This is a genomic window from Algoriphagus sp., from assembly GCF_024305035.1.
In the GTDB taxonomy this organism is placed as follows: Bacteria; Bacteroidota; Bacteroidia; order Cytophagales; family Cyclobacteriaceae; genus Algoriphagus.
Map to the genome: position 1 here is coordinate 1 of NZ_JAMWZB010000004.1, position 12624 is coordinate 12624.

13 protein-coding genes and 1 other RNA gene are annotated in these 12624 nt (G+C 41.3%); 6 read left to right on the forward strand and 8 right to left on the reverse strand.

What is annotated here, in order from left to right; translation table 11 throughout:
- Both tnpB and Q0L00_RS02800 read right to left on the reverse strand, forming a co-directional pair.
- Positions 1-121: IS66 family insertion sequence element accessory protein TnpB (gene tnpB / locus Q0L00_RS19655; protein WP_363318502.1), on the reverse strand; the 121-nt coding region annotated here is incomplete at its 3' end.
- 1 nt (position 122) lies between these two features.
- A complete protein-coding gene (locus Q0L00_RS02800) occupies positions 123-401 on the reverse strand; it encodes an IS66 family insertion sequence element accessory protein TnpB (RefSeq protein WP_297335346.1) in 279 nt (92 codons plus the stop codon).
- Positions 402-449: 48 nt separating this feature from the next.
- Between Q0L00_RS02800 and Q0L00_RS02805 the strand changes: the two genes are divergently transcribed.
- The 3 genes from Q0L00_RS02805 to Q0L00_RS02815 are packed head-to-tail and all read left to right on the forward strand — an operon-like array spanning position 450 to position 2785.
- Positions 450-1328 (forward strand): AAA family ATPase, encoded by an 879-nt coding sequence (locus Q0L00_RS02805; protein ID WP_297335347.1) that lies wholly within the window; start codon positions 450-452, stop codon positions 1326-1328.
- Entirely contained in the window at positions 1303-2280 is a 978-nt protein-coding gene (locus Q0L00_RS02810; protein ID WP_297335348.1) for a DUF3871 family protein, read from the forward strand. The genes Q0L00_RS02805 and Q0L00_RS02810 overlap by 26 nt, the downstream gene beginning before the upstream one ends.
- 55 nt (positions 2281-2335) lie before the next feature.
- Positions 2336-2785 (forward strand): JAB domain-containing protein, encoded by a 450-nt coding sequence (locus Q0L00_RS02815; protein WP_297335349.1) that lies wholly within the window; start codon positions 2336-2338, stop codon positions 2783-2785.
- Positions 2786-2919: 134 nt separating this feature from the next.
- Here the strand turns inward: Q0L00_RS02815 and ssrA are convergent.
- Positions 2920-3323: a transfer-messenger RNA gene (ssrA, locus tag Q0L00_RS02820) on the reverse strand.
- Between the two features lie 148 nt (positions 3324-3471).
- Between ssrA and Q0L00_RS02825 the strand changes: the two genes are divergently transcribed.
- Positions 3472-4617 (forward strand): DNA polymerase III subunit gamma/tau, encoded by a 1146-nt coding sequence (locus Q0L00_RS02825; protein ID WP_297335350.1) that lies wholly within the window; start codon positions 3472-3474, stop codon positions 4615-4617.
- A 32-nt stretch (positions 4618-4649) separates the two neighbouring features.
- The gene (locus Q0L00_RS02830) at positions 4650-5195 is read left to right on the forward strand and encodes a hypothetical protein (protein ID WP_297335351.1); all 546 of its coding nucleotides are present in this window, start codon (positions 4650-4652) and stop codon (positions 5193-5195) included.
- Here Q0L00_RS02830 and Q0L00_RS02835 read toward each other — a convergent pair.
- Genes Q0L00_RS02835 through Q0L00_RS02850 form a run of 4 tightly spaced genes read right to left on the reverse strand, consistent with a single transcriptional unit; the run spans position 5192 to position 9712 of the window.
- Complete coding sequence (locus Q0L00_RS02835; protein ID WP_297335352.1) at positions 5192-6184, reverse strand: DUF3078 domain-containing protein; 993 nt, start codon at positions 6182-6184, stop codon at positions 5192-5194. The two genes, Q0L00_RS02830 and Q0L00_RS02835, sit on opposite strands and share 4 nt — an antisense overlap.
- Before the next feature lie 17 nt (positions 6185-6201).
- Complete coding sequence (locus Q0L00_RS02840) at positions 6202-7779, reverse strand: LysM peptidoglycan-binding domain-containing protein (RefSeq protein WP_297335353.1); 1578 nt, start codon at positions 7777-7779, stop codon at positions 6202-6204.
- Positions 7780-7838: 59 nt separating this feature from the next.
- On the reverse strand, positions 7839-8483 hold the full coding sequence (locus Q0L00_RS02845) for a class I SAM-dependent methyltransferase (protein ID WP_297335354.1): 645 nt from the start codon (positions 8481-8483) through the stop codon (positions 7839-7841).
- A gap of 2 nt (positions 8484-8485) precedes the next feature.
- Positions 8486-9712 (reverse strand): pitrilysin family protein, encoded by a 1227-nt coding sequence (locus Q0L00_RS02850; RefSeq protein WP_297335355.1) that lies wholly within the window; start codon positions 9710-9712, stop codon positions 8486-8488.
- Positions 9713-9983: 271 nt separating this feature from the next.
- Here Q0L00_RS02850 and Q0L00_RS02855 point away from each other — a divergent pair, with 271 nt between their 5' ends.
- Entirely contained in the window at positions 9984-11270 is a 1287-nt protein-coding gene (locus Q0L00_RS02855; RefSeq protein WP_297335356.1) for an aminopeptidase P family protein, read from the forward strand.
- 391 nt (positions 11271-11661) lie between these two features.
- On the opposite strand, the gene Q0L00_RS02860 is transcribed toward Q0L00_RS02855, so the two are convergent.
- Positions 11662-12513, reverse strand: a complete 852-nt coding sequence (locus Q0L00_RS02860; RefSeq protein WP_297335357.1) for an endonuclease/exonuclease/phosphatase family protein — start codon at positions 12511-12513, stop codon at positions 11662-11664.
- Between the last annotated feature and the right edge of the window lie 111 nt (positions 12514-12624).

A 12624-nucleotide genomic window follows, 5' to 3' on the forward strand; every position in this document is an offset into this window, starting at 1 on the left:
CGGACAGCGGATCCCGCTCCAGGCTATTGCGGACCAGACCGCTCAACCCGTCAAAACCTTTGCGCATGTCCACTGCCCCGCCGTAAAGAAAGAACCGGTGCGAAGATCCTAAGGCAAACATCTTACAGTTTGACCAGCAGCTGAAGCAGTGGAAGGTCCTGGATCCCCCGTACCCTCACGCCATTGGGATAGACTACTTCAAGGCCACTGGAAGGCAAAGAAGGGGTTACTTCAGTAAAACCGGATGATGCGGGTGTGGCTCCTGCACCTACTTTCCTGTACCAGTAGGAGAAAGTGGGAAGTTTGATATTCTCCCGCAGACAGAATTCACGTTGGGTTAGACCACTGGATTTGAAGGAAGCTATCATCGCCTCCATTTCTTGTTGACTCGCTCTTTTCATAGGTTTGTTTTTGGTGCAAACCTAGCGGGGCAAAATAATTCAAAAAATATGGGGTTGCTCGGGGGGATACAAATCAAGATTGGGCTTCAGGGCTCAAGTGGCTCCGGAAAGTCCTATTCCTCCCTGTTGTTGGCCTACGGATTGGTAGGCGATTGGTCTAAGATTGTAGTGATAGACTCTGAGAATAACTCAGCAGATCTTTACGCACATCTTGGTGAGTATAACGTAATTCCCATCTCAGCTCCATTTTCTCCAGAAAAGTATGTGGAGGCTATAGCTTTGGCAGTTCAGCAGGGCATGGAAGCTATTATTATGGATAGCATATCCCACGAATGGGAGTATTTGGTGGACTATCATTCCAATATGCAGGGTAATTCTTTCCAAAACTGGGCTAAAGTTACGCCTCGCCACAATGCCTTTGTGAATGCTATCCTTCAAGCCAATGCCCATGTGATTGCTACCATACGGAGTAAGCAAGACTATGTAATGTCAGAAAAGAATGGAAAGATGATTCCTGAGAAGGTGGGTCTTAAAGGGGTAACCCGGGATGGTATGGACTACGAGCTGACTTTGGTGTTTGATGTAGATTCCAGGCATTTGGCTAAAGCCTCTAAAGATAGGACTAACCTATTTGTAGATAAGCCAGACTTTCAAATTACGGTGGACACTGGAATAGCTATAAAGAATTGGTGTGCTATGAAGAAGTCTGATAATCAAGTAGATAGTTTATCTGATTTACTTTCTACCAAACCTGTTGAAATAGAAAGCAGGATTCATGCCTGTCGTACGCTGGAAGAATTGATTGATTTATATAAAACTTCATCAGAATTCCAGGAATCCCACAAGGATGACTTTATCAACCAACGCGAAAAAATTGAATTTAACCAAAAATTTACATCAAATGGAAAACTTAATATTGAATCCTAACGGGGTTTATGAGGTACCCAAAAAGAAAAACCTCAACTCTAAGTTTTTAGAGGCAAATACACTGGAAATTAATCTAAATGAAATCAGGGATAAGCACATTATCCCTGTTTTTTTGAAGGATAATGAGCCAGCCATTTCACAGGTAGATTTTGTGGAGGTAGTGGCTGAAGCTGCTAGATCCCATTTCAATATACCCTTTACGCCTGATGCCAGAGTGAGAGTTTCGCACCCTATCAAGGGAAGAGTCTACGAAGCCAGAAATAAAAAGGCTAATGAACTTCTGGCGCATGAAAAGACCATTTATTTTGAACGAATGGCCTTTATGCTGGAAATTTCAGGAATTACCTCAGATATAGGTGGAAATCCTGTGGAATTGACAGTAGGTGGTGTGAAAGCCTATAATTTAGATAATCTGAATACCTCAAAAGGTGGTTTGGAGCACTTCAAGGTTTTTATTGGATTTAAAAATACAGTGTGTACCAATCTCTGTATTTCTACTGATGGGGCAAAACTGGACTTAACAGCAAATTCATTAGAAGATTTATACCGCAAGGTATTAGTTCTTATATCTTCCTATGATGATTCTGCTCATTTGAAAAAAATGAATCAGTTTCAGGAGTATGAGTTGTCGGAAAATCAGTTTGCTCAAATTCTCGGGAAAGGTAGGTTGTACCAATATCTGCCTAAGGATGAAAAGAAGGAAATTCCAGAGCTATTGATTAATGATACTCAAATCTCCAGGATTGCAGAGTACTATTATTCTGACCCCAATTTCAAGCGTCAGCGCAATGGTAGTATTGACTTGTGGAGATTTTACAACTTGCTCACAGGGGCTGTAAAAAGCTCCTACATTGACAAATTCCTCGAAAGGGAGGTGAATAGCTTTGATTTCACCACGCAGATCCAAGAAGCCTTGGACAGAGGTCCAGATAATTTCTGGTATTTGAATTAATCAATTACAGCCCGCCAGATTTTGGTGGGCTTTTTCAATTTCAATCATATTTATAATGACTAATACCGTAAACGAAATTCAGCTGAGCTATAAACCCAATCGGGATTTCACTGAAAACTATAAAATCACCAGCTCCAGAGATGCATTCCTTCTATTGGAAAGAGTATTTAATCCTGATACCATCTGCCTCAGGGAAGAATTTGTAATCATTTACCTTAACAGGGCAAATCGTGTTTTAGGCTATTACAAAGCCTTTACGGGAGGGTTGGCCAGTGTTGTATGTGACACCAAACTAATTCTAGCTGTGGCCCTGAAATCTATGGCATCAGGGATTATATTGGCTCATAATCATCCCTCTGGAAGTTTAGAACCATCCGAACAGGATAAATCCCTTACCAGAAGAGTTAAAGCAGCCTGTCAAAATTTGGATGTTGAGCTATTAGACCACCTTATTTTAGGAGCTGATGGAGGATATTTCAGCTTTAGTGATGAAAGTTTGATCTAATGGATTAATTTCATTCATATTTATAACTTAAATCAATGTTTCACTAGGTTTAGCCACTGCATTGCCACTGAAAAAATCTCATTAAAACACAAAGCCCTGTAAAACAGAATCTTACAGGGCTAAATTTGTCGAAGTTGTGGAGCTGGCGAGATTCGAACTCGCGTCCAGATAAGGAAACACCGTACCGTCTACATGCTTAGTCACCTGTTGGTTTTTCGACTAGACTATGCTGGGAGACACACCTGAGTCTAGCTTAGCGATTGGGACTTAAGCTTGCTTAATCGCATCACAAGCCGCAGTCTGACCTGATCGACACCTCGGATCCGCCCGGATCAGACCACAGGCGGTGAGATGTGGCCGGGGAATTACGGTTTGTAACTCAACCCTTTAAGCATTCTATCCTGTTAAGGTTAGATTAGGCAGCCATGGCGTAAGAAGTTTCGCCATTTATGGTTCGTATGAATCTTTCAAGGCCGTACATACTCCAGCCTGCATGCGAGCCCGATCTTTACACTTACTGTCAAAACCGGTCAGCCCCATCTTCACTTCAGAAGACAAAAGTAAGTCAATTTTGGTTCCCAATTTTGAAATTCCTTATTTTTCATTTTTCAGTTTTACTGGAGTCAGAATTCCTAATTTTTCGATCTTCTAATTCACGAATGAGGAGATTTTTATATCTTGCAGCGATGGAAAATTTCGTTGTTTCGGCAAGAAAATACAGACCGGCAGATTTTAAAAGTGTGGTAGGCCAAGAGCATATCACGACTACACTTCAGAATGCGATCAAAAACAATCATTTAGCTCAGGCATTCCTTTTTTGTGGGCCCCGGGGTGTGGGAAAAACCACTTGTGCGAGGATTTTAGCCAAGACCATCAATTGTGAAAATCGGGCTGAAGATCAGGAAGCCTGTAATCAGTGTGAGTCCTGTATTTCCTTTAAAAACAATTCCTCTTTTAATATTTACGAACTTGATGCCGCCTCTAATAACTCTGTAGACGACATTAGAAATCTCGTGGATCAAGTCCGTTATGCTCCGCAGAAAGGCCAGTACAAAGTTTATATAATTGATGAGGTTCACATGCTGTCGAATGCAGCATTTAATGCTTTTCTGAAAACGCTGGAAGAACCTCCCAAGTATGCCATTTTTATCCTCGCAACCACTGAGAAACATAAAATCATTCCAACCATCCTTTCACGATGCCAGATCTTTGATTTCAACCGTATTCAAATCAAACACATCGCTGAACATTTAAAATACATCGCAGACAAGGAAACGGTAGAATATGAAGAAGAAGCCCTCCGGTTAATTGCGGCCAAGGCTGATGGTGCGCTACGGGATGCGCTTTCGATTTTTGATTTAATAGTTACGTATTCGGCTGGAAAGAAAGTCACCTATCAAGAGACGATCTCCAATCTTCATATTTTGGACTACGATTATTATTTCAAAGTAGTCGATGCTTTATTGGATGGGGACATTTCTCAAGCTTTGTTGATTTATGATGAGATCTTGAAAAAGGGATTTGACGGACATAATTTTATCGTCGGTTTAAGCGATCATTTTCGGGATCTTTTGGTTTCACAAGATCAAGCTACCCTTGGTTTGATTGAGGTTTCTGATTCCGTGAAAGAGCGGTATTTGAAGCAAACTCAACGGACAAATCAATCCTTTTTGCTATCTGCATTACACATAGCCAATCAATGTGACATCCATTTCAAAGCCAGCAAAAATCAGCGGCTTCACGTCGAGTTAGCTTTGATGAAAATGGCAAAACTTCCAGAAGCATTAAGTTTGGCAGCTTTAGCTGCAGAAGAAGCTAAAAAAAAAAGTTAACCGATTCCTCTAAAAACGCGGTCGGAGCCAGTGTGGTACCCTCGGTAGCGAATATAGGTACAAAAATAACACCTGTACAAAAGACCATTTCGATTCCCTCGAGTCTTTCGGCTACCAAAAAAATCCTTAAGAATCAGACTCAAAAGCCTCAGGAAGAAAAAAAGGAAGAAATACAGCCTGTTGAATTTGTCTCTGCCACAGAGGAATTAAATTCTCTGACTCAAGAATTGCTTGATCAGATCCTTCCCGAGGTGAAGAATTATTTTAAAGAAGCGGGGAAGAATCTTGAATTGGCTGTATTAAACCAGGCGGTTCGCGTAGAAGGAGAAGAGGTGATTCTGGAGATTATGGGGCATGTGCAAGAAGAGATTGCCCTGAAAATGACCCCTGAATTAATTCAACTCATTCGATCCAAAGCCTCAGTAGGGAAAGTCTCCATTCGCTTGGATACCAAAGAGGAAATTGAATCTCACTCCGCTAAATTATATACCGATTCGGATAAGTTTCGTTTTTTAACCGAAAAACATCCGGCATTCAAGGAGCTTTCCAAGCGTTTTGGTTTGGAAGCAGACTATTAAAAATCCAGTGATATCCCGAAGTTAATTAGGTTTTGCAATTGAACCGCCTGTTTTGAACTTCCATCATCCTGACGGATTAACACCTCCTCGTCATAGATGATACTCGTTTCAATTCGGGTAGAAATGTATTGGTTTACCTTCATTTGAATGACTGAATTGAAATTGACCACTAGGTTTCCAAAGCGCTCGTAATTGGAAAATAGGTTCAAATCAGCCTTCCAAGAGATATTGTCCATGAGTTGAATGTCTGAAACTGATGTGGCAAATGACATCCCTGCTTCGGCTCGGACATTTTCTCCAGGTGTTACTCCAAATGCTCCCACATTGCTTAGTGAGTCATTCATCACTATAGTGAATCGACCTGTAAAGGGGGATAAGATCATCGAGATTTTCCCCTTGTTTTCATAGGTCTTCCGATAGTTTAGACCTGTGGAAGATTGGATGTAACCGGGAGAAAGGAGGTCTGAAATTTTTTGTCGGACATCGTTTTCACTACCTGATGGACGGGAATATTTGTATCCTTCCAAAAGCTGTGTACGGGCATCTATTTGGGTGGAAAGGTAAAAGAATTCAGAAAGCTCTCGTCCATAGTTGCTGGAAAAATTGAAATTGTCATTGGTTTTTCGCGTTCGAAAATCACGCTCGGATTGTCTGTTAAATCCCAAATTGATGTTCAGTTGGGTATCCCATACTTTTTTGTCTTTTTTATAGTTGGCAAAAAGCGAAACGCCGGTATTAAGAGCAAAAGAACTCGCTCCCCCTGCAGCCCAATTAGTCAAGGTCACCTGCTGGATATTTAGGTTATAATTGCCTCCTGTTTTCCAAAAAATTTCCTTGACCGGCTCATCGATTAATAAAGAATCGCCCAACATTAAAAGTGTATCCCCCCCAATCAAAACGGTATCTGGAATGATTTGTCTGTCCTGAGCCCTGGACTCATAGGATAGGCAAAAGTACATCAGCCCTACCAATATCAGAAAATAACGCATAGAAATTGGGTATGAAATCAGGGCCTGAAGATAGTTAATTTCTGACCAACACTGATGATGTTTTGGCTCCCGATTTGGTTCCAGTTTTTGATTTGATCAACACTGACCCCATATTTTCGGCTGATCGAATAAAGAGTTTCTCTGGGAGAAACGGTGTGAATGAGTTGATTTGTAGGTTTACTTGAAGCGCTTTGTTCTACAGATTGGGTAGGTTTTGAAACCTGAGAAGAAGCCGGTGTTGCGGCTGTGTTTTGGGTTAATCTGCTCCCTGAATTGACCGGGACAAACTTAATCTCTTCTCCTCTTTTTCGATGCTCTTGAAGGTTTAAAACCATTCCGGCTTTCAGGTCCCGATCCTTTCGGATTCTATTTTTTGCTTTTAAAGAAGAAAGTTTGATGCCGTATTTTTGGGAAATACTCCAAAGTGTCTCTCCGGGCTGTACAACATGAGTTTCTACCACTGCCCGAGGTTTCTTTTTCTGGGTGTAGTAATAGTTGCCGGCTTTGATCCGCTCATCGGAATCGAGATCGTTGAGACGTCGAAGTTTCCGCTCTTTTATCCCAACTTGATCAGCAAATTGCTCTATAGTTGTTGTTTTAGCGGCTTGAACCCCATCCAGGTTGTTGATGGTGATCTGATTGGGTTGAGTAGCTTTGCCTGTGTTACCTGCAATTTTTGGAAAAGCAGAAGTTGATTTTGTCGTGGTTGATGCTGCTTTTGGGCTAGGTTTGGGTTGAGCTTTAGCTTCAGTTTTGATCACAGCAGGCTGGTAATCCGGACTTACTTCTTCTACATAAAATAGCGAAAAAGTTCCTGCCGGGATTCGTCCATTTGACGTCCACTTATTCATTTCTTTGAGATGATCTTCGCTTACCGCATATTTTTTTGCCAAAGCTGACAGGGTGGTTGGTCCTTGGACTCTTGTTTCGACCAATCGCTGACTCGACGAAGTCAAGACCCCGATCTGATTTTCAAAAGCTATTTTATGAGCCAAAAACTTCTTGAAATACCAATGACTATTTCGGTCAATATCCATGACGCGTTGACCATTATATCGATTTCCAAAATAGGATTTTGCTCCTCCCAAACCCATTTGATACGAAATCAGGGCACATACCCAATTGTCAAAGGAGTTGTTGTGTTTTTTTAAATAAAGTCCGGCACCTCGACTGGAAGTGGCAATGTTTTTTCGCTCATCGATTTGTCCATCCACTCTTAAAAAAACTTCCTCTGCCGTTCCTTGCTTAAATTGCCAAAATCCAACTGCATTGGAGGTTGAAACGGCATCTGAAATCAATCCGCTTTCTTGAATCACCAAATATTTCAAATCTTCCGGGACGCCGACAGCCCGAAGTTCGCGCTCCACATAGGGCATGTAAAGATTGACACGATCTAGTTTTACTTTGAAGTAGGCAGGGTTTCGATAAAGGGCGTCGACATCCAGTTGGATTTCGCGCCTAGCCTGTGGGTTGATCCGGATAATCATATCCGCAAATTCCAATTCTGCAGGCACCTGAGGGATAGGGCCTTGGGCAAAGGCAGGGATTGAAATAAAAGTAAAAAATGTAAAAATTAGGATACTTGTGTGTTTCATATTTTTTGGCTACAAACTTTTGCTTGAATCACGCAAAAATGATTCCTAAATTTTAAAAATCAGCGTTTTCTAATCATCATCAACCCATCGCGAAGGGGAAGCAGGCAGGTTTCGACTCGAGGGTCTTGGGCAACTTTGCGATTGAATTCCAAAATTGCTGCGGTATCCTTGTCTATTTTTTGACCATCTTGGATGATTACTTTACCCGACCAAAGGACATTATCCGCCAAAATTATCCCGCCAGAAGGCATTCGTTCAATAATCAGATCATAATAGGCGGCATTGTTTTTTTTGTCCGCGTCGATAAACACAAAATCAAATTCACCCTCAAGTTCAGGGATAAGGTCGAGTGCATTTCCCAGGCGGTACTCGATTTTTTTGGCTAATCCGCTTTCCATGAAAAATCCACGAACCATTTTTTCCAGTTCGTCATTTTTATCCAGGGTGATTAATCTTCCATTTTCGGCTAATCCCCGAGCCATGCAGACTGCAGAATAACCGGTATAGGTGCCAATTTCCAATATGGTTTTGGGACGGTACATGTTGACCAAAAACTCTAGAAATTTTCCTTGAAGATGCCCAGAAAGCATTCTGGGCATGAGAACTTTTGCCTGAGTTTCTCGCACAATTTTTTTCAATAAACCGTCCTCTTCACTTGTATGCGCTTCACAATAGGCAAGGAGGTTCGTATCGATGAATTCCATAATTAGTTAGGTAAGTAGGTTAGGTAGCTTAACTGTTCGGGGTCAAAGATTTCATTGGAAATCTCGAGGAGTTCTTCGGCTGTAGTTTTTCTGATTTGCTCAAAAATACGCTCCAAAGGATCGATTTTCCCATGATCAATGAGACTTTTTCCGAATACCAACATCAAGGCTGCGTAGTTTTCCTCGGCCATCGCCATTTGTCCGATCGCTTGCTCTTTGGCCATATGAAGCTGCATGGTTCCAAGTTTTTTGAACCGCAGTTTTTGGAGCTCTCGTTGGACGATTTGTTTGGACTTTGCTAGGGTTTTTTCCTCTGTACCAAAAAATATCCCAAAAAAACCAGTGTCAGAAAATGGTTGATAGGTGGATTCAATGCTGTAAACGTAGCCATATTTTTCGCGAAGTGCGAGATTCAATCGACTATTCATCGATGGTCCACCAAGAATATTATTGAGTAAGAATAACTTGTAGCGCTTGGAATGAAATTGGGAATAGGCTGGCCTTCCCATGGCAGAAAGAGCTTGGGAGATTTCCCGATGGATGATTTTTGAGGTAGGTTTAAAATGTTTGAATTCACTTCTGGTGTACAAGGTTCTTTTGGATGGGATTTGACTGAGAGAACCTTCGATTGCCCGTAAAGCTTTGGCAAAGGAAATGTTTCCAATGATGGAAAATACCACTTGGTTGGTATCGAGTCTACTGGAAATAAAATCGAAGAAATCCTGCTGTGAAAAGCCTCGCACTGTTTCTTCATTTCCCAAGATATTCCTGCCTAAAGCATGGTTTTCAAACACCAACTCATCCAATTCATCCTGAATTGAATCGTCAGGAGAGTCTCGGTACATGGCCATTTCCTCAAGAATTACCTGGCGCTCTTTTTCAATTTCCTTGAGTGGAAACGTGGAGTTAAAAGTGATGTCAAAAAGCAAGTCCGCGGCTTTGGTGTAATGCTCCTTCAATACCGATGCGTAAAAGCAGATTTTCTCCTTGGTTGTGTAAGCGTTGAGTTCCCCACCAAGCGATTCGAGACGGTTGATAATGTGGAAGGTTTTCCTTCGCTTGGTGCCTTTGAATGCCATGTGTTCCCAGAAATGTGCTAAACCTTCCTGCTCTTTGGATTCATCTCTACTTCCAATGTTGAGGACAAATCCACAATGCACCAATCGGGTGTGGGTGACTTCTTGGTGTACGATGCGGATACCGTTTGCCAGCTCTTTAATTTGAATCATATCTGCAGTTTAATTCAAAAATGGGTCTTTTTTGGAGAAAAACGGCCCTTTAAATTTCTTTAAATCTAATCGGAAATTTGAATAGTTAAGCCATCTAACACCTTCTGCGGTGAATTAGTTTAAGATTAAAAAGTAAGACATGCTGCTTGAAATTTATGTGGAGTGAAAAGAATAAATTCCCAAAATATGCCCGGCACTGCTCCTTTTCTTTTTATTTTCGAGTTCAATTACGCTAGTTTAGGAAAATCAACTTCTCGTTAATATTATTTTCATGAAATATCAACCGCTCTCGGCCTCACTTTATCAAAAAAACCGTCAAAAGCTTGCCGAAAAGCTTGGGAAAAATTCAGTTGCCATTTTTAATTCCAATGATATTTTGCCGACCAATGCAGATGGTACGATGAAATTTCGACAAAATAATGACTTGTTTTATCTCTGTGGGATTGATCAAGAGGAAACTATTTTGCTGTTGGCCCCGGATTGTCCCAATCCAAAATTCCGTGAGGTGCTTTTCTTGCGAGAAACCAATGAGCATATTGCGATTTGGGAAGGACATAAATACACCAAGGAAGAGGCAAAATTGACTTCTGGAATTGATAATATTCAGTGGTTGGATGCTTTTGATCAAATTTTTAATACCGTAATGGCTTTGTCCCAACGGGTGTACTTGAATACCAATGAGCATCTTCGTGCGGGAGTTGTTGTCCAGACCCGGGATGCACGATTTATCCAAAGCTGCCGGGAGCGCTATCCCCTTCATCAATACGATCGGGTAGCTCCGATTATGCATGAGCTTCGAGGAGTCAAAGAGCAGGAAGAAATTGATCAATTGCAGATTGCATGTGATATCACTGAAAAGGGATTTCGTCGAATTTTGAAATTTGTCAAACCTGGTGTCACTGAATATGAAATAGAAGCTGAATACCTACATGAATTCGTTAGAAACCGAAGTAAAGGCTTTGCTTATGAACCCATTATTGCTTCGGGTTCTGCTGCCTGTGTGCTTCACTACATCGAGAACAAAAAAGCGTGTCAAGACGGAGAACTGCTTTTGATGGATGTGGGAGCGGAATATGGCAATTACAATGCGGATATGACACGAACCATTCCGGTCAATGGCAAATTTACCGATCGGCAAAAGGCCGTGTACAATGCTGTCCTCCGTGTACAACGAGAGGCCATGAAAATCCTTTTGCCAGGTACGAATATTCAGGATTATCACCGGGAAGTTGGGCTCATTATGCAGGCTGAATTAGTAGGCTTAGGATTGATCGATCGAACAGATATCAAGAATCAAGACCCTGAGTGGCCTGCCTATAAAAAGTACTTTATGCATGGGACTTCTCATCACCTAGGATTGGATGTACATGATGTGGGAACGATGTATGGGCCGATCACACCGGGCATGGTCTTTACCGTTGAGCCGGGGATTTATATTCAAGAAGAAGGGCTTGGAGTTCGCTTGGAAAATAACATTGTCATCCAATCTAACGGCTATTTTGATCTGATGCGGAATATCCCTATCGAAGCAGATGAGATTGAGGATTTGATGAATTGAAACCTGGGAGAATAGAAAATAACTGTCTTTCCGTTCAATAGGAAAATTGTTGGTTCGTCTGCTAGCGGTTTTGCCCTAATTTATTTTATATAAAGAAAAAGGCATAGCTATTTTCTAGCGCATCAAATGATGAAATTCCGGCTTTGGTTTAGTTCTTAAGGCTAAAATGTTACCCTCGGGTTGATTTTCAAATGAACCCCAACTCATTTTCAAAAGATTCCTTTTCAAGCTCGAAATATGGACCAGGCTTCCTGTCATGATCCCAAGGTGCTTGAGAATCAATTGAACTGTCGCATTTAACTCAATCACTGTAGGGGCTTAGGTAGCATTCTGTCATTGCTTGACTTATTGAGGTTCGGATTCTGTCACGGACCGTAATAGCAAATCGGGGTTAAAACTCAATTTCTACCAAGACGGGGAAATGATCGGAAGGGTATTTTTTTCCGTAATTATCAGTTAAGATGCCATGTCTGATTACCTGAATATCGCCCTTGATAAAAATGTGGTCAATGATACCCCGTGGCATTTTCTCCCAATCAAAACCTGTAAAGGTTCCTCCGGGGCCATAGGCAGGAATTTCGGAGATTAATCGGGCATCTTGCCAGTCTTCAGAGTCGGTTATGATAGTGTAAGCAGGGTTATCTGGGGTGACATTGAAATCTCCCAGTAAAATTACGGGTAATTCTTCAGTGTTAATTTCCTCAATTTTTTTGATGATCAGCTTACTACTTTCTTCCCTAGCTTGCTGGCCTATGTGGTCATAGTGACTATTAAAAACATAGAATGTTTGGTCTTCCTGACTTTTGAATTTTCCCCAAGAGCAGATTCTATTCAATGCAGCATCCCAGCCTTTACTGGGTTTTTCTGGTGTTGGAGAAAGCCAAAATGTCCCCTGATCGAGCAAATTGTATTTTTTCGGGTCAAAAATAATGGCTGTAAATTCCCCTTTTTCGGCGCCGTTATCCCGGCCGACACCGAGGTATTCAAAATCTAATGCGGTGCTTAACTCTTGAATTTGATGTTGAAGCCCCTCTTGCGTACCCAATAGCCCGACTTGATGAAACTGGATTAATGAAGAGACATGCGGTGCCCGATCTTTCCAAAGGTTCCCTTCATCACCGGGATTATCAAATCGGATATTAAATGTGGCGATTCGATGACTTTGCTGTGCATAAGAGGTTTCGAAAGACAGGATTATGCTAAAGACTATCGAAGTAAATTTTAGATTTTTTAGAAGGTTCATCGGAGAACTAATTGGTCTGATTTTGTTAATAAATTAAAATTGCGTTATAATTTGCTTAAAAGAAACCGGTTTCCTTCTTCTTTTGGATAAAAACCGAAGATTTCACATTAA

Excerpts from the sequence above, each read along its gene's own strand:
- Q0L00_RS02835 (WP_297335352.1), bottom strand. The coding sequence starts at position 6,184 with ATGCGTTATTTTCTGATATTGGTAGGGCTGATGTACTTTTGCCTATCC.
- Q0L00_RS02840 (WP_297335353.1), bottom strand. The coding sequence starts at position 7,779 with ATGAAACACACAAGTATCCTAATTTTTACATTTTTTACTTTTATTTCA.
- Q0L00_RS02805 (WP_297335347.1), top strand. The coding sequence starts at position 450 with ATGGGGTTGCTCGGGGGGATACAAATCAAGATTGGGCTTCAGGGCTCA.
- Q0L00_RS02815 (WP_297335349.1), top strand. The coding sequence starts at position 2,336 with ATGACTAATACCGTAAACGAAATTCAGCTGAGCTATAAACCCAATCGG.
- Q0L00_RS02850 (WP_297335355.1), bottom strand. The coding sequence starts at position 9,712 with ATGATTCAAATTAAAGAGCTGGCAAACGGTATCCGCATCGTACACCAA.
- Q0L00_RS02860 (WP_297335357.1), bottom strand. The coding sequence starts at position 12,513 with ATGAACCTTCTAAAAAATCTAAAATTTACTTCGATAGTCTTTAGCATA.
- Q0L00_RS02810 (WP_297335348.1), top strand. The coding sequence starts at position 1,303 with ATGGAAAACTTAATATTGAATCCTAACGGGGTTTATGAGGTACCCAAA.
- Q0L00_RS02825 (WP_297335350.1), top strand. The coding sequence starts at position 3,472 with ATGGAAAATTTCGTTGTTTCGGCAAGAAAATACAGACCGGCAGATTTT.
- Q0L00_RS02845 (WP_297335354.1), bottom strand. The coding sequence starts at position 8,483 with ATGGAATTCATCGATACGAACCTCCTTGCCTATTGTGAAGCGCATACA.
- Q0L00_RS02800 (WP_297335346.1), bottom strand. The coding sequence starts at position 401 with ATGAAAAGAGCGAGTCAACAAGAAATGGAGGCGATGATAGCTTCCTTC.
- Q0L00_RS02855 (WP_297335356.1), top strand. The coding sequence starts at position 9,984 with ATGAAATATCAACCGCTCTCGGCCTCACTTTATCAAAAAAACCGTCAA.